This is a genomic window from Bradyrhizobium lablabi (assembly GCF_018131005.1).
In the GTDB taxonomy this organism is placed as follows: domain Bacteria; phylum Pseudomonadota; class Alphaproteobacteria; order Rhizobiales; family Xanthobacteraceae; genus Bradyrhizobium; species Bradyrhizobium lablabi_D.
The window spans coordinates 13,324-28,725 of record NZ_JAFCJK010000016.1; the positions used below are offsets into that span (position 1 = coordinate 13,324).

Consider the following 15,402-nt stretch of genomic DNA (forward strand, 5'->3'; position numbering starts at 1 on the left):
TCTCCAGTAAAATTGCGGATTGCGGACGCGGCATCGGACGCTTGCCTGGCCAATTGCGCCACTCAAAACGCGTCATGTCAGCGTGTCTGCCCGACGACGCTGGCCACTCCCTGCATTAATAACTGCCAGGTTCAGGCGCAAACCTGCAGGGAAAATTGCCAACGCAGGTAGTATCGGGGCGACCGCCCCGAGCGCCTGATTGGTCACCCGTTGGCGTTCAACCTGTTTGAGGTCGGTTCAAGTGTCAGCTTGCGCCTTTAAGCTGCGTGTCCGCTCGACAATCGCTTCTGAATTGACGGCCGCCACCGGTGTCGGATTGGGCAGGGCCGAGCCTCGATACCGTTAAAAACCGAATCGCTGTCCGGTTAATTCCGTTTCAAATCGGAGGTTACTCCGAGGGAACTGGTTTACGCTCGATTAACTATAATGTTTTACCAAATGTTTACGCGCGAAAACATTAACAGCCGGCGCCGCACCGGGGGACCCAGCCTTGTTACCCATCCGAAGCCTAGCGATGAGGTTCGCGGCCTGCTGGCTGCTCCTTGTCGCAGTTTCGGGTTGCAGCACCCAGCTCGCAGTCGCGCCCACCCCGAACTCACCGCCCAAACTCGCCGGCGGACAACCGGTATCGTTGGATGAAGCGTTCGCCTATGAGGGAGGCCCATCGGCCGCCGTACCCCTGCCATCTCCCTCATCCCGCGCGGTCGCGGTCATTGATAGCGGCAACGGAAGCCTGATCGGCGCAGCTCCACCCAAGGCGAGGGGCGGAAACGGGGGACCGGTGGTCCTCAATCTCGTGAGTGTCCCGCTGCAGCAGGCCGCCAAGACCGTGCTGGGCGATATGATCGGGGTCAACTATGTGGTTGATCCCCGCGTCGATGGCGTCGTGTCGGTGCAGACGACGCAGCCGGTCAGCAAGGCCGAGGCCATCGAGCTGTTCCAGACGGCCTTGGCTCCGATCGGGGCCAGTCTGGTCCAGAGCCGCGGTATCTATCGGATCGTTCCAGCCGACCAGGTCGCAACTGGAGCCATCACGACCGGCACCGCACCAGCCGACAATGCGGTTGGCGGCAGTGGCGTCCGCGTCGTGTCGCTAAAATATGTTTCCGCCTCCGAACTCGCCCGCGTGCTCGAGCCGATGGTTCCGAGAGGGGCGATCGTGCAGGCGGATGACGCCCGCAGCATTGTCGCGCTGAAGGGATCTCCGGCCGAGATCGAGAGCATGCTCGATACCATCTCGGTGTTCGACGTCGACGTCATGCGCGGCATGTCGTTCGCGGTCGTGCCGGTCAAGACCTCGCAGCCGGACAAGATGGTCGACGAGCTGAAGGCGGTTTTTTCGTCGGACAAGGAAGGTCCGATGAAGGGACGTGTCAGATTCATCGCCAACAGTCGGCTCGGAGCTATTCTGGTCGTGACGTCGCAGCCGAGCTATTTGCCGCGCGCGCAGACCTGGATCCGACGGCTTGATGCCAGGGCGGCCGGCTCCGAACGGCAGCTTCACGTCTATCAGGTGCAGAACCGGCCGGTGGCTGAGCTTGCAACCGTGCTGCAGTCGATGTTCTCGAACGAGATGAAGGTGGTCCGGCCGCCGGCCCGGAATGTCTCGCCCAAGTCGAAGCAGGTGAGCTTCAGCAACACGACAACGAGATCGCCGGGGCCGGGCGGCGCAATGGCGGACGCCGATCAAAATCAGCCGGCCGGTGCGACCCGTGGCGGCAGTCAGAACAACGATCTCGATGGTCTGGCACGTGCCCTGAACAACGATCCGGACGCGCCCGCACCGGATTCACCGGACGGATCGTCCCCAGCAGCGGAGCCGCCTCTGAAGATCGTCGCCGACGAGACCAAGAATTCGCTCCTCATCATGGCCAACGATCGCGACTATCAGCGCGTACTCCGGGTGATCCAGGGATTGGACGTGGTCGCAAGCCAGGTGCTGATCGAGGCCGTGATCGCCGAAGTCACCCTGACCGATCAATTGCAGTATGGGGTGCAATGGCAATTGTCGAAGGGCGGAACTCCGACCGCGACGTTCTCGAATTCGCTGACCGGCGGCGTCGCCGCGGCATTTCCCGGATTCAACTATGCGGTGAACGCGGCAAACATCGCGTCGACACTCAGCGCGCTGAACGCCCTGACACATGTCAACGTGATATCGACGCCGTCGTTGATGGTGCTGGACAACAAGACTGCGCGTCTGCAGATCGGCGACCAGGTGCCGATCACCACCCAAACCGCAACCAGCACGGTTACGGCGCAAACCGCCATCGTCAACTCGATCACGATGCAGGACACCGGCGTGATCCTGTCGGTGACGCCGCGCGTCAACGAGAGTGGACGCGTTCAGCTCGAAATCGAGCAGGAAGTCAGTGCCGTCACCAAGACGACCACGTCGAACATCGATTCGCCCACGATCCAGCAGCGCAGGGTCAAGACCACCGTGGTCGTCAACGACGGCGAGGTGCTGGCTCTCGGAGGCATGATCCAGGAGCAACGAGACAAGGGCAGCAATCAAGTGCCGCTGCTCGGCGACATTCCGGGAATCGGCGCGGTGTTCTCCAGCCGGAAGGACAACGTCCAGAAGACCGAACTGGTGATCCTGATCACGCCTCGCGTCGTGCGCGACGGCACGGAAAGCCGACTTGTGACGGAGGAGTATCGCCGCAAGATGCACGTGTACATGCCACACTTCACGACGCGTGAGCGTACACCGGCCAACACCTGGCAACGGATGACGTCACAGTGACCCGACGACGCGCCCCCGTCCTGCCGAGCTTGCTGCTGCTGTCGATCCTGACGGGTCCGCTGGCCGGCTGCGCAAGCTACGCCTATTACCCGCTCGATCCGCCGCCATATCCCGTGCTGCCGGTCGATGAATCGATGACTTGTACTGGCATTGCGGCGTCGTTCCGCTATTCGGCACGCAGAGCGGCGCGCCTCGAATATTGGCTGGCGGTCGGACCGCTGGCGGGATACGGCAACGAGCGCTTCCCGATGGATGCGCCCAAGCAACTGATCGACGAGCGCCGGCGGCTGGATGCGTTGACCGATCTGCAACGCTTCAAGGGCTGCACCGTCATGGAGCCCGGACCCGCAGTCGTGGAGGAGCGCCTGAAACTCGAGCGCTCGGTGCGGCCGCCGACGCCGCCCGTTGTCTTGAACTCGCGCGGTTGATGCCCTCGTCAACTGCTCGGATGGCCGAGGATCCTGAGACAGTCTTTCGGATTGCGAGCGCCGTCGCCAAGGGGAGCAAGCACCTCCGATCCAATGTCTCCATGCCGCCATTCGCGGATCACGAATGGGCGGCCGTTCTCCGATCCGAGCAACACCAGCGCTTCGCGAATGAAGCGACCGCCGTCAGGCCCGCTTACGTCAGCGCGGATCGTGACGCTGCCGCCGGTGGGAAAGCCCCGGCTTGACGTCGCTGATTGGGGCGCCGATGCGTTGAGCAGTCGGAGCAAGGCGGGCGTCGCGGCCTCCGGGTCCGGCTCCGGGCGTCCCGAGCGGACAGTGATGAAGCGCAGCGCGCTCCGAAACAGCGACGGTGAAACCTCCTTGATCGCGTCCAACTGCATGATCGTGGTGAAGCCCTGCGTCCCAGGGGCCGTCGGCGCGGCGCTCGCTGTCTTCATGCGCGCAAGGTCGCGGAATTCGACCACCCGCGCGGCAATCCTGGTTCCAAGCGACTGATCGCGAGCCAGCGCCGTAAACAAGCGCGAAAGCGTGGCGAGAGACGCCGCATTGAGGTCGACCTTGCCGGTCTCCTCCTCCACGGTGATTGTCGCGCGCTCGCCACCCGGCATCCGGCAGGTCAACGGAAAAATATCTTTCTCTGCGGCCGGCCCGGTCAATGCCGTCGCAACGGCAAGATGGATCGCACTCTGAGCGGCAAGCTCGGTTGCCAGCGCCGACGCATAGCTGGACGAAACCCTGGCGCGATAACGGGCGCCCACGATCAAAGCAAGGCTGAGCAGGGTAATCAGGCCAAGGCTCCAGATCACCGCAATCAGCGCGAAACCCTCGCGCGTACCGCTGCGCGACCGGAAGGCGCTGGCCGGGCCGTTGGCGTCGGGGGAGGGATCGGATTGGGCCGTCAGCCGTTCCGGCATGCCAAGAGCCCCACTGAATCGTTCATCGATTGACCGAAGCTTTCTAGACAAGAATGGCAAACAAACCGTCAAACAGCTTGTGTTAATCAAAATTCCCTAGACTCGCGCGGAAAGCAGGTCTCCGAGGGTTTCCGAGCGAGCATGTCCATCGAATTTCAACAATTGCTCCGGCCGGTCCCGATCGCTCGCCGGCCCGGATGTCCTGGTCCCGCCGATGTCGGCTTTGCTCAGGCGTTCTCTGATCTGCTGGCTGCGGAGGAATATCTCGACGGTGCGGCGATCGCCCGGGCCCGGCGCGCGGCCGAGGCCGCTGGCGAGCGTTTCGACCTCGTCCTCGTCAAGCTTGGCCTGATTTCGGAAGCCGATCTTTGCGAGGTCTACGCCGCCTACAGCGGGCTCCGCCTGATCGGCGCCGCCGAGATTCCATCGCAGCCGGTGCTTGCCGATCGCTTGCGCCACGCATTCCTCAAAACCAACCGCATCTTGCCGATCTCTCACGACGGCGGCCGGATTTTGATCGCGAGCGCGGACCCGTTCATCGACGAGATGATCAGCGCGATCGGCTACATGCTCGATCTCGAGGTCGAACCTGTGCTGATCGCGCCAGCGGAAATCGAGCGAGCCCTGCGCTCGCTCTACCAGGATGGCGTGGCCGAGGCGCATTCCGACGAAGCTGGCGTCGCCGTGCAGGTGGCGGGTGACGGCAGCGAGTTCGACATCGAGCGCTTGCGCGACATCGCGAACGAGGCGCCGATCATCCGGCTCGTCAATCAGATCATCGCGCGCGCCGTCGAACGCGGTGCATCCGACGTCCACGTCGAGCCGGGGCGCGATGCGGTGGCGGTCCGCTATCGGATCGACGGATTTCTGCAGCAGGAACGAACCGTCGCCCCGACGTCGAGGGCCGCGTTGACCACCCGCATCAAGATCATGGCAAAGCTCGACATCGCCGAGCGACGCTTGCCACAGGACGGCCGGATCAAGACTGCCGTCCGCGGGGTCGAGATCGATATTCGTGTCTCCACGATTCCGACGGCGTTCGGCGAAAGCGTCGTGCTGAGGATTCTCGACCGCACGCGCGTCGAGCTCGATTTCGCCAGGCTCGGACTGAACGAAACGACCGAGGCGGGGCTGCGCCGGCTGATGGCGCTTCCCAACGGGATCATTCTGGTCACCGGGCCGACCGGCAGCGGCAAGACGACGACGCTGTACACGGCGCTGAAAGATCTGAACCGGCCCGAGCTCAAGCTGTTCACGGTGGAAGATCCGATCGAATACCAGCTATCCGGTATCAACCAGATCCAGGTCCAGCCACAGATCGGCTTCGACTTCCCGGTCGCGCTGCGCTCGATCCTGCGACAGGACCCTGATATCGTGATGATCGGCGAAATCCGCGATCTCGAGACGGCGCGGATCGCGATCCAGGCCGCACTCACGGGCCATCTCGTATTCTCTACCTTGCACACCAACAGCGCCATCGCCGCAATCACACGGCTGATCGACATCGGCCTGGAACGCTACCTTCTCGCGTCGACGATCGTAGGGGTCATGGCGCAACGGCTGGTGCGCAGGCTCTGTCCCGCATGTTCAAGGCCGTTCGACCGCGCCGATCGAACGCAGCACCCGTTCGAACTGACCGTGCCGCCGCCGGGCGGGTCACGATCGGCTGCGTCGAACAGGCGGATAGCTGTCGGCTGCGCGGCCTGCGGCCACACCGGCTATCTTGGCCGCACCACGATCTCCGAACTGCTGGTGATCGATGACGACATGCGCCATTCGGTCGGCCGGCGCAGCGAAGATCAGAGGGCGATGGAACAGCTGGCGCGCGGTGCGGGCTTTCGTTCGCTCTACGAAGACGGGCTCGTCAAGGTCGAGGCCGGTGAGACCTCGCTTGAAGAAGTCCTGCGCGTGACGCGGGCTGCCTGAAGGAGCGGCGGCCTTGGCAACTTTTCAATACAAGGCCTACACGGCACAAGGCACCGTCAACATCGGGACGATCTCGGCCGATGGCCTCGATGCGGCGATCGACGCCCTCTATGGCGCGGGCCTCACTCCGTTCGAGACGCACCGTCTGTCCGATAGCGGCAGCGGCCGCGCGCACGATGCGTCTTCCGGCAGCAACGCGAGGCAGTCGATCTGGAGGCGCGAGTTCGGTAAATCCGACCGCCTGAGCCTGAAGGAGCTTGCGTCGTTCACGACCGAGCTCGCCACGCTCGTCAACTCCGGGTTGACGCTCGATGCGGCGTTTCGCGTTGTCGCCGGTGCTGGCGCAAGTCCGAGGACTGTGCGCCTCGCGAATGGGCTGCTCAAGGACGTGATGGCGGGCCTGCAGCTGTCGGAAGCGATGGCTCGGCGTCCGGATATTTTTCCGTCGGATTACCGCGCCATTCTCGCGGCCGGCGAGGCCGGGGGCGCGACCGGGCAGGTGCTGACGCAGATCGCCGAACTGCTGGCGCGGCGGATCGAGATCCGCAACAAGATTCTGACCGCGCTGGTCTATCCGGCGGTTCTCGTGCTGATGTCGATGGTGTCGGTGATTGTCATCATCTTTGTCCTGATTCCGAGCATTGCGCCGATCTTCGTCGATGCCGACCTGCCGCTTCCCGGCATTCTGGGCAGGCTGTCGGAATTGCAGGAGAACTGGCCGATCGTGCTGTCGATGCTGGCGGTCGGGGCGCTGGCGGCCGCGCTGATCTGGAGCCGCGCGCGGCGAAACGACAAGGTGATGCGCGGCCTCGATCGTGCGAAACGCATGATGCCGGTCGTCGGGAAGCTGGTTGATGCCCGCGAGGCGGGACGGTTCGCGCGCGCGCTCGGGACGTTGCTCGTCGCGAGAGTCCCGCTGATGTCGGCGATGCGCACGGCGAGCGCACTGGTGACCAATCGACATCTCAACGAGCTCTATGAACACGCGATCGAACGCATTCCGGAAGGTACGCCGTTGCATCGGGCCTTCGAGCATGCCGGGTTGTTGCCGCCGGCGTCGCTTCGAATGATCGCGGTGGGCGAGGAATCGGGCCGGCTTGGTCCGATGCTGCTTCAGGTCGCTGGTGCCATCGAAGCGGATTTGCAGCGAAACATCGAACGGATGGTCGGCCTGCTCACGCCGCTCCTGACGCTGGCGATCGGCGGCAGCATCGGCGCGCTGATCATGCATGTCATGAGCGCGGTACTCTCAATCAACGATCTGGCGTTCCGATGAAGCTGCCCGCGAGATCGTCAGCCGGGTTTTCATTGGCCGAGTTGCTGGTCGTGATGGGCGTCGTGGGTCTCATTCTGGCAGCCGCCATCGCCGCACGGCCGAAAGCCGCGGCAACCCGGGTCGCCGTGGCGGCCCGCGCCATTGCCGCCACAATGCAACTGGCCAGGGCCAACGCCATGGCAAGCAACATGGAGACGGTGGTCCGGATCGACACCCGGTCGGGACGATTTGGCCCGCCCGGATCGATGCATTCCCTGCCGCGTGGAATGCAGATCGCGCTGACCGTAGCCGACGCGGAACGCGCCGGCGACACCGGCGGCATCCGCTTCTATCCCGACGGGCAATCGTCGGGCGGTGTGATCGCCCTCACGCTCGACAAGAGTTCGGCCGGTGTTGCCGTGAATTGGCTGACCGGCGAACCGCGGCTCGTCAAATGAAGCAACGCCGGCTCGGCAATCGTCCTGTCGCTCCCGTCGACGGGCGATGCAGCGAACGGGGCTTCTCGTTGCTCGAGGTGCTGATTGCCTTCGTCGTGTTGGCGATCGGTCTCGGCGCGATGACGATGGGCGTCGCGTTGGCCATGCGATCCGATTTGCGGACGCATGTCGGCCAGGGGGCATTGCGCGTAGCCCAATCGCGGCTCGAAGCGGCAGGCGTTTCCGAGGCCCTGGTGCCGGGGCAGCGCGAGGGCAGGGTCGGTCGCAGATACCGATGGCGCCAGACCACGGTCGAGGCATTGCCATCGACCCTTGCGGTCCGCAAGCAAGACGCCGAGCCGTCGCGGCAGTCAGCGGCCATACGGACGTTTTGGGTGACTGTTGTCGTGAACGCCGGCAGCGGCACGACGGTCCAGCTTGCGGCGCTCAAGGTTGCGCCAGAGCCAAAGCCATGAGAACTCGTGCACGAGACGTTCGCGGCTCGCCTTTGGCGCGACGGCGCCGCGAAGAACTCGGCCTCACGCTGATCGAGTTACTGCTGTCGATTGCGCTGCTGGCCATCTTGACCGGATTTCTCGCCGGCGGCCTCTCGATGGGCAGACGCGCCTTCGACGCCGATCGAACCAGCGCAACCGACGGCGAGGCTTACGCTGCGATCCAGACTCTGTCGAATTTGATCGGCTCGGCGCTGCCGGTTCACGGGAGTGAGACTGCCCAGAAGGGCGCGATCATGTTCGAGGGGCGGCGGGATGCGCTGGCGTTCGTCGGCCTGAGCGAAGGCCGCGCGCTGCCCGGCGGCCCGCACAGGATCGACCTCCGGCAGGACGGAAATGAATTCGTCGCCGGTTTCCGTGCATGGCCTGCCGCGTCGGCGGGCAAGGCCGACCGCGACGCGCAGCCAAACAGGGTTGCCGTGCTCAGGGGTATCAGGTCCGTTCGCCTCAGCTATTTCGGCAGTCCGGCGCCGACCGGACCGGCCGGGTGGTACGACGGCTGGGCTCAGGCTGAGCAGTTGCCGGACCTGGTGTCGATCAAGATCGAATTTGAGGATGAGCGTCGAAACGAACCCGCGACGATCGTCGCCCTTCGGCAAGGCTAATCGGTCGGACCGGGCATTTCGTTACCCTTCGTAAAGTTTTAGTAAATTACGCTCGGCCTCGATTCGATTTCGTTCTTGCAAGGGGCGCCATGCCTGTAGCCGACCTATCGGTCTCCCGCGCCGGCGGCTTCACGGTCGCCGCGAATTGGGCAGGACGCTTAGCGCGGTGGTGGCTGCACGGATTGCGCAAGGCCGTCCCGCGGCACTGGGTCGAGTGGGCGGATGGCGGGGTTCCGCCAATCGTCGTCATTCGGCGCGATGGAGACGGCATCACTTGCAGCATGGCGGACCTCGCGCCGGTCGAGGCACGATTTCCGGCAACGAGCTTCAATTCCGACGTCTTCCGCGGCTGGCTCTCGGACAGGGAACTGACGCGGGAGCAGGTCGTCGTGCAAGCGGTCATCCCCCGCGATCTTTTCTTCGTGCGCGACATGAGCGTACCCCAGGCGGCATTGGCGGCGTTGCCGAAGATCCTCGATCAGGAGTTGCTTCGTCGAACCCCTTTTCAGCCCATCGACGTCTGGCATGCGGCCACCGTGGTCCGCACCGAGGCGGACGGAGTGGCTTCGATCTGGCACTGGATCATTCGAAAGGACCGCGCCGCCTCGGCGCTCACGCAACTTGGCCTGACATTGGACGACATCGACAGTCTGGCGACCGCGGCCTCGGCCGAACACGGCACGGCAATCCCGGTCATCGAGTTTCAGGCGAAGCGCGGCGACGATCCGGTCTGGGCGATCAGGATGATCAGGCTGTTGGCGGCGGCGGCGATCGCTGCCGTTGTCCTTGCACTGCTCGCCTTTGAATGGAGTCAGGCCGGCGTCGCGGCCGCGATCGAAGACGCGCTTGCGGAGGCCCGTCAGAGTGTCCACAACGGGCAGGGCGTCGATCCGGTTGCGCGGCTCTACGCGATGCGGTCGGAGACCGGTGTGCTCGAGACGCTTGATGAACTCTCGCGCGTTCTGCCCGACCACACTTTCCTGAGCGAAGTGCGCATTGCCGACGGGAAGACGACCATAACCGGGTTCTCGGCCAATGCGGCCCTGCTGGTCCGCACCATCGACCAGTCGCCGAAATTTTCCGGAGCCGCGCTCATTTCGGCGATCACGCCAGATGCGAACGAACACAAGGAGCGCTTCACGATCACCTTCCGCAGTCGCGGGGCGCGGACAACAAAATCGCCAGTGGCCGTCAGGAGCGCGCCGTGATCTTCGGCCGGATGCGCGCAAAACTACCCGACACGGCACTGTTCCTGGCCGTCAATGTCGCAGCGGTCATGCTGATCGTCATGTTCGTGATTGCGCCGGTTCTGACGCATTTTTCCGAACGCAGCGAACAGATTTCGGAGAACGCCGCCCGGCTCCAACATTTCGAAGACATCATGCGTCAGGCCAGGGCCGCATCGACAACGACAGCGACCACCGGGGGAGCATTTTTTCCGGCAGGCGAGGAACGTATTGTCAGTGCCGACATGCAGGCGAGCCTGAAATCGCTTGCCAACAATGCGGGCGTCAGCCTGCTCGGAATACGGGGCCTCGCCGGCAGCACGTCGCAACATCTGCGGTTGATCTCGGTCAGTGTGGAAGTCGAAGGCGCGCTTGCGTCGATTCGTGACATGATGCGGGCCATCGAAGCTCAGCGGCCGCTGTTGCTCATCAACTCCGCTTCGCTACGGAGTGTGACCGACGGTGAGGAGGGGCCGATCAGGGCGGAATTGACCGTTCAGGGAGCGATGCAAATCGCATCGAAGGTCCGTGCTGGAGAAGCGAGTTCCCAATGACCGCGGACCAAACCGGTAAGTCTGTGGCGCTGGGGAGCGTGTCGTGACCGGGCTGATGCGAGGTGTTCAGCTGCGTCTCGCTGAACTTGCCGTTACGCCACGGCGCGCCGCGACTGTACGGATCGCAGCGCTGCTTGGTCGTGCCGATCTGCCTGGACCGGCGGACTTCCATGCGCTCCGGCCTGCGACGCGGGTCTTGATCGTCGCCTTGTCGGCCTGGATCGGGCTCGTTCTGATTGTTGCGATCTTTGCCGTGGCGTCGGTTCAGCTCTCGCGCTACAGCACTCCGGCGTGGCTCGGCGTGCGGGGATCGGCGGCACGAACGGCACAGGCCGCCGCAATGCCGGGATTTGACAATATCGTGCAACGTCCATTGTTTTCGCGCAGCCGCCAGGCAACAAGCGTCGTTGTGCCGGTGGTCGCGCCGGCGCCGCCACCGCCCGCGCCGGTCGATCCAGGCTTCATCCTGAAGGGGATCTTCATGAACGAAGGCGTGGCCAAAGCCTTTCTGCTCACGGCGCAGAACCCGACCGGGACCTGGGTTCAGGCGGACGGTGAGATCGACGGCTGGCGCCTGGTCGGGATTCAGTCCGATCAGGTCGTGCTGGACAGGGCAAATCAGCGGCTCGCGGTGCCGCTCACCTTGACCGGCGGCCGATGATCCGGATATTGCGGAAGACCGGTGATCGAACCAGACGCTTCCTGCAGGAGTCCCTGGCATTGCGGGCGACAGGTCGCGAATACGCGCTGGTGGGATGGGGGCTCGTTGCCGGCGCCGTCTGGATTGCAGTCAGCCTTTCGATGGACGACCGCTGGGCGACCACAACCGCGGCCGCGAGCCTGTATCTGGTCGGCCTGCTTGCCGCGATCTGTGCGATCGATGCGCGCTATGGCATCATCCCGGATAGCATGGTGCTCGCGCTGGCGGCTGGCGGCGTCATTCAGCTCGCGCTGATTGAGCCAATCGAAGCGTTTTGGCAGCGCGCGGCGGAGGCGTCGTTCGTCCTGGTGGTGGTCTATCTGTTGCGGTCCGGCTATCGATGGCTCCGCGGCCATGACGGCCTTGGGCTGGGCGACGTCAAGTTCCTGGGCGCAAGCGTGTTCTGGATCGGGATCGCTGGCGTCCCTGGACTGCTCCTGGTCGCGGTTCTCTCCGCCTTTGCCAGCCTCTTGATCTTGAGACTGCAAGGACACCAACTCCACGGCAGGCAGGCGATCTCGTTCGGCCCTCATCTCGCAATCGGCCTGTGGTGGATGTGGACCATCGGCGTGCTTCAATAGCGCCGCGGCTCGCGTCAGGACTTTCGCCGCGCAGCGGAGAACAGCCGCATAGTCCCTTTGGTCAGCAGAATTCCCGCCCCCCCGCCTGCCATCTTTTGGAGCGCGTCGACCAACGTGCCATGGCGATCCGGTGTCAGCGTCTGAAGGACCTCGAGAACCGCGGCGCCGCCGATCACGATGACGCAAACAAGCAATGTCCGGCGCGGATAGGCGATCGTGAACAGGATACCGAGAACGGCGAATGCGGCAACATGCTCGATATAGACATAGGTCTTGACGTCCGGCCGCAGCAGGAATGGCGAAAGCTTGAAGTAGAGCCAGTAGACGAAGCCGACATTCGTGAGCGTGGCAAAGGCGATCGCGGCGACAACGACCCACGCCAAGGCGGCGACCAGCCTTGCGATCGTCCTGCCGTTGCTGGTCATCGATATCGGCGTCCGGTCTGAATTGCCTGCACGGGCGAGCGTCGATCCGCGTCGACCCCGGGCCGACACCACGGCACCACCGCGAGCCATCGTGGCGACTTCGGTAAACAATTTTGCAAAGAACACAATAGATTGCCCGCGGTTGACTTAGCCGGACTCCAACAAATTCTCGATAAGGTTAGCTCAAGACGGCGATGATCGTCTTGGGAGGCGGCAGGACCGGATCGGTCGGGAGCCATGAAGATGATGGACAAGAGGTCACTCGGTCTGCTTGTGGCGGCGCTGACCGTGCTGCCTGATGTCGCGCAGGCCGGCGGCTGGGGATACGTTACCTACCCCTATCCGGGGGTCTATCCAGGCTTCCTTAGCGCGCGCGACTTTCTCGGCTATCGGCTCGACGACAGTTTCGACGAGCCCGTCGGCTACGGTGAATATGCCGAGTATGGGCCGTGGGCAAATCCCAACCGCGCGGGCTGTCGCACGGTCGCGGGGCGGGTTCTCACTCCCTACGGCTGGAACAACGTCATCGTCCGGACCTGCAGGTAGGCCGCGCGAAGAGCCGCGGCAACGCGAGGGTCACTTCGACGCGGTCCGATCTTGGCGCGAAGCCATGTCGATCCTCGCCTGCATCAGCAGAATGGCTCGCCGCAGCCTGACGATCTCGGCGTAGCGGGCATTCAGCGACTGCTTCGTTGGTGTAGCGCCCTGGACCTTCAAGCTCTTCACGCGCCTGCGCTTCACGATGGTCTCCGCCGAAAATATGCGTATTTCAAAATTCACCCCAGCGCGGCGATGACGGATCAATCATCGCCGTGCCAAAGCTCGTTGCCTGACCTGAGGAGGTCTCGTTCGCTCTTCGAAACAAGAATGCGCGAGAAACAACTGGCGCCGCGGCCAAAATAGCCACTCTGCTCACACTCGCAACCTGACGTTGATATTAAGCTTGACGCCGGCGCGAGAGGTTAATTCTGGAACCAAACGATGACGGTACCATCGATGCCTGCAAGCATCGATGGCGCGGAGCTTCAGCAGATGCGATGAACAGACACGCAGGCAACCACCGCGCCGCAGTGTCGTTGCTTAAGGACGTGCTCTGACGTCAGAGAGCTTGAAGCCTCTCAGGAAAACACTGTGACGAATGGAGTCCGCAAGCAGGTGGGGAGGTGACGTGTCCTTGCGGCCGGTCAGCAGCACGCGCAAACGCCACAATGACTGCCCCACAATCATGCAGGCATCAGCCGTGGCGGCGTAGATCGCGCCATGATTCTTCAGAAAATAACGTCGGCGGGCCTCGAGCAGGTAGGCAGGAAGCCGTTTGGCCTGAGCATTGACTCCGCTCGATTGGCCAATGAGGTGGACTATGCGGCTTGCCGGCACGTACCACGTCGGCCAACCATGCCTTCTCGCATTGAAGCAATAGTCGATGTCGTCGAAGTAGGTGAAATAGCCTTCATCCAGCAGGCCGGTTGCATCGATCGTCTCGCGGCGAATGATCATGCTCGCGCCGGACACCCAATCGGTCTCGAAGGCGTGGTCGCGTACCGGTGGCGCTACGACCCAGCGCCGCAGCAGCCGCGTCACGAGACCAAGCTTCAGACCGGCCTCGAACTCGCCGAACGGAGAATGAAATCGAAACGCCGATCGTTGGGGTGTGCCATCCGGATCTTCCAGCCTGCTGCCGGCGATGCCGACTTTCGGGTTCTGGTCCATGAAATCGACGAGCGCCTTGAAGGCATTCGGTCGTACGATGGTGTCGGGATTAAGCAGCAACACGTAGTGCGGCGGGGCCGGCAAAGCCATGGCCGGAGCGATGATCGCATTGTTGCCGCCCGTGAACCCGAGGTTGTCGGAGAGCGCCGTCAAACCGCACCAGGATCCCCAGCCGTTGTCGTCGATGGCCTGCTGAATGCGCTCGGCGGAATCGTCTCCCGTGCCATTCTCGCAAACAGCGACCCGCATTCCGGGCACAGTGTCAATTTCCGGCGCGATCGAATGCAAGCAGTCGATCACAAGCTGTGCGACCCGGTAGTTGACGATAGCGACGAGCAATTTCACGGGACCGGCCGAACTCAAATAGGGTCAGCTTAGCTGTAGCGCGAAAAATCGAGACAGGTCAGCAATGCAGCGCGTCTACTCGGCCATTTTCGGCCGCTCGTCAATTGCCTGGTGCACCCGACAGTTAATTTCGCTTGCGAGGCGGCAATAGCCTGAAAGAAGGACCGAAAGCGGCACCAGGGCCGCCGATCCAGAACTGCGAGGTGGGCCGCCACCCATAAAAATACGGGGCTACGTTCAGGTTATTGATCCGCGATAAGGCTTCGGCAATATTACTCAAAGGCGAACTGGACAGACGAGGCCGAAATAACCGGCCAGGTTCCCTGATTTTTTGGATCAAACCGTGTTTTATTAATTCGGTTACTTGAGATTCACCGCCTTGGCAGCGGTTCCATCATATCAACGCTTTGGAGAGAACTCGCCGTCACGATCGAGCCGAAATTCACGAAGATGAATTCCGGAGGCGGGGTGATGGTGGCGACGGCATGGAATGGAGGATCGCGGTCAGATCGGAGCGCGGCAAGGCGGATCCGCGGGCGAGCGGATGCCGGGTACACGCTGCTCGAGCTTTTGGTCGTGATGGGAGTCATCGCAATCCTGACCGCTGTCGCAACCCCGCAGCTGATGGGATATTTCGGCAAGGCCAAGGTCCAGTCGGTGCAACTCCAGATCGAGAACATCAATACGGCGCTCGAGATGTACTACATGGAGAACGGAGTCTATCCGAGCACGAGCGTCGGCCTCAAAGCCCTGGTCGAGCCGACGCCGGAGGCGCCACGATGGAACGGGCCTTATTTGAAGAAGGCAAAGAACCTCGTGGACCCCTGGGGACGGCCATATCAGTACAACTATCCAACGGCGACCGGCGAGTACGAGGTGTATTCATTGGGGGCATCGGGGAAGGCAGCAGCGGTATCGAATCAAGGCCGCTTCAATGGAACTCAGTCCCCAATCGAGAGCAGGTCATAACTTGTCAAGGATGCTCTCCGAGACGGCCCCTGGCAGCCAGCA

At 63.0% G+C, this 15,402-nt stretch carries 17 protein-coding genes; 13 read left to right on the plus strand and 4 right to left on the minus strand.

Annotated elements, in window-relative coordinates; genetic code table 11:
* The first annotated feature begins 631 nt into the window (after positions 1–631).
* Positions 632–2,749, plus strand: coding sequence for a type II secretion system secretin GspD (gspD, locus tag JQ553_RS31540; RefSeq protein ID WP_212503972.1), 2,118 nt, complete (start codon positions 632–634; stop codon positions 2,747–2,749).
* Complete coding sequence (locus JQ553_RS31545) at positions 2,746–3,177, plus strand: hypothetical protein (protein WP_212503973.1); 432 nt, start codon at positions 2,746–2,748, stop codon at positions 3,175–3,177. Before gspD ends, JQ553_RS31545 begins: the two co-directional genes overlap by 4 nt.
* A gap of 8 nt (positions 3,178–3,185) precedes the next feature.
* Here JQ553_RS31545 and JQ553_RS31550 read toward each other — a convergent pair whose 3' ends face one another.
* The gene (locus JQ553_RS31550) at positions 3,186–4,112 is read right to left on the minus strand and encodes a type II secretion system protein GspK (protein WP_212503974.1); all 927 of its coding nucleotides are present in this window, start codon (positions 4,110–4,112) and stop codon (positions 3,186–3,188) included.
* 141 nt (positions 4,113–4,253) lie between these two features.
* Here JQ553_RS31550 and JQ553_RS31555 point away from each other — a divergent pair, with 141 nt between their 5' ends.
* The 9 genes from JQ553_RS31555 (at position 4,254) to JQ553_RS31595 (ending at position 11,911) form a co-directional block, all read left to right on the plus strand.
* Entirely contained in the window at positions 4,254–6,038 is a 1,785-nt protein-coding gene (locus tag JQ553_RS31555; protein WP_212503975.1) for a GspE/PulE family protein, read from the plus strand.
* A 13-nt stretch (positions 6,039–6,051) separates the two neighbouring features.
* Positions 6,052–7,314, plus strand: a complete 1,263-nt coding sequence (locus tag JQ553_RS31560) for a type II secretion system F family protein (RefSeq protein WP_212503976.1) — start codon at positions 6,052–6,054, stop codon at positions 7,312–7,314.
* Entirely contained in the window at positions 7,311–7,751 is a 441-nt protein-coding gene (locus JQ553_RS31565) for a GspH/FimT family pseudopilin (protein WP_283817305.1), read from the plus strand. The genes JQ553_RS31560 and JQ553_RS31565 overlap by 4 nt, the downstream gene beginning before the upstream one ends.
* A complete protein-coding gene (locus JQ553_RS31570) occupies positions 7,748–8,206 on the plus strand; it encodes a prepilin-type N-terminal cleavage/methylation domain-containing protein (protein ID WP_212503978.1) in 459 nt (152 codons plus the stop codon). The genes JQ553_RS31565 and JQ553_RS31570 overlap by 4 nt, the downstream gene beginning before the upstream one ends.
* Positions 8,203–8,850 (plus strand): prepilin-type N-terminal cleavage/methylation domain-containing protein, encoded by a 648-nt coding sequence (locus JQ553_RS31575; RefSeq protein ID WP_212503979.1) that lies wholly within the window; start codon positions 8,203–8,205, stop codon positions 8,848–8,850. Before JQ553_RS31570 ends, JQ553_RS31575 begins: the two co-directional genes overlap by 4 nt.
* Positions 8,851–8,939: 89 nt before the next feature.
* Complete coding sequence (locus JQ553_RS31580) at positions 8,940–10,058, plus strand: PilN domain-containing protein (RefSeq protein WP_212503980.1); 1,119 nt, start codon at positions 8,940–8,942, stop codon at positions 10,056–10,058.
* Complete coding sequence (gspM, locus tag JQ553_RS31585; RefSeq protein ID WP_212503981.1) at positions 10,055–10,630, plus strand: type II secretion system protein GspM; 576 nt, start codon at positions 10,055–10,057, stop codon at positions 10,628–10,630. Before JQ553_RS31580 ends, gspM begins: the two co-directional genes overlap by 4 nt.
* Before the next feature lie 43 nt (positions 10,631–10,673).
* Complete coding sequence (locus JQ553_RS31590) at positions 10,674–11,291, plus strand: hypothetical protein (protein ID WP_212503982.1); 618 nt, start codon at positions 10,674–10,676, stop codon at positions 11,289–11,291.
* A 59-nt stretch (positions 11,292–11,350) separates the two neighbouring features.
* Positions 11,351–11,911, plus strand: coding sequence for an A24 family peptidase (locus JQ553_RS31595; protein ID WP_212503983.1), 561 nt, complete (start codon positions 11,351–11,353; stop codon positions 11,909–11,911).
* 14 nt (positions 11,912–11,925) lie between these two features.
* Here the strand turns inward: JQ553_RS31595 and JQ553_RS31600 are convergent, their stop codons facing one another.
* On the minus strand, positions 11,926–12,336 hold the full coding sequence (locus tag JQ553_RS31600) for a VanZ family protein (RefSeq protein WP_212503984.1): 411 nt from the start codon (positions 12,334–12,336) through the stop codon (positions 11,926–11,928).
* Between the two features lie 246 nt (positions 12,337–12,582).
* Between JQ553_RS31600 and JQ553_RS31605 the strand changes: the two genes are divergently transcribed.
* Positions 12,583–12,882: a hypothetical protein gene (locus JQ553_RS31605; RefSeq protein ID WP_212503985.1), complete on the plus strand. Its 300-nt coding sequence runs from the start codon at positions 12,583–12,585 to the stop codon at positions 12,880–12,882.
* Positions 12,883–12,912: 30 nt separating this feature from the next.
* On the opposite strand, the gene JQ553_RS31610 is transcribed toward JQ553_RS31605, so the two are convergent.
* Both JQ553_RS31610 and JQ553_RS31615 read right to left on the minus strand, forming a co-directional pair.
* Positions 12,913–13,077, minus strand: a complete 165-nt coding sequence (locus JQ553_RS31610) for a hypothetical protein (RefSeq protein WP_212503986.1) — start codon at positions 13,075–13,077, stop codon at positions 12,913–12,915.
* A 339-nt stretch (positions 13,078–13,416) separates the two neighbouring features.
* Complete coding sequence (locus JQ553_RS31615; RefSeq protein ID WP_212503987.1) at positions 13,417–14,391, minus strand: glycosyltransferase family 2 protein; 975 nt, start codon at positions 14,389–14,391, stop codon at positions 13,417–13,419.
* 471 nt (positions 14,392–14,862) lie between these two features.
* On the opposite strand from JQ553_RS31615, the gene gspG reads away from it, so the two are divergent.
* The gene (gene gspG / locus JQ553_RS31620) at positions 14,863–15,360 is read left to right on the plus strand and encodes a type II secretion system major pseudopilin GspG (protein ID WP_212503988.1); all 498 of its coding nucleotides are present in this window, start codon (positions 14,863–14,865) and stop codon (positions 15,358–15,360) included.
* Positions 15,361–15,402 lie beyond the last annotated feature (42 nt).

Bases quoted from the DNA above. Each gene is read 5' to 3' on its own strand.
- JQ553_RS31575 (WP_212503979.1), top strand. From the start codon at position 8,203: ATGAGAACTCGTGCACGAGACGTTCGCGGCTCGCCTTTGGCGCGACGG.
- JQ553_RS31555 (WP_212503975.1), top strand. From the start codon at position 4,254: ATGTCCATCGAATTTCAACAATTGCTCCGGCCGGTCCCGATCGCTCGC.
- JQ553_RS31565 (WP_283817305.1), top strand. From the start codon at position 7,311: ATGAAGCTGCCCGCGAGATCGTCAGCCGGGTTTTCATTGGCCGAGTTG.
- JQ553_RS31605 (WP_212503985.1), top strand. From the start codon at position 12,583: ATGGACAAGAGGTCACTCGGTCTGCTTGTGGCGGCGCTGACCGTGCTG.
- JQ553_RS31550 (WP_212503974.1), bottom strand. From the start codon at position 4,112: ATGCCGGAACGGCTGACGGCCCAATCCGATCCCTCCCCCGACGCCAAC.
- JQ553_RS31570 (WP_212503978.1), top strand. From the start codon at position 7,748: ATGAAGCAACGCCGGCTCGGCAATCGTCCTGTCGCTCCCGTCGACGGG.
- JQ553_RS31580 (WP_212503980.1), top strand. From the start codon at position 8,940: ATGCCTGTAGCCGACCTATCGGTCTCCCGCGCCGGCGGCTTCACGGTC.
- JQ553_RS31600 (WP_212503984.1), bottom strand. From the start codon at position 12,336: ATGACCAGCAACGGCAGGACGATCGCAAGGCTGGTCGCCGCCTTGGCG.
- gspG (WP_212503988.1), top strand. From the start codon at position 14,863: ATGGTGGCGACGGCATGGAATGGAGGATCGCGGTCAGATCGGAGCGCG.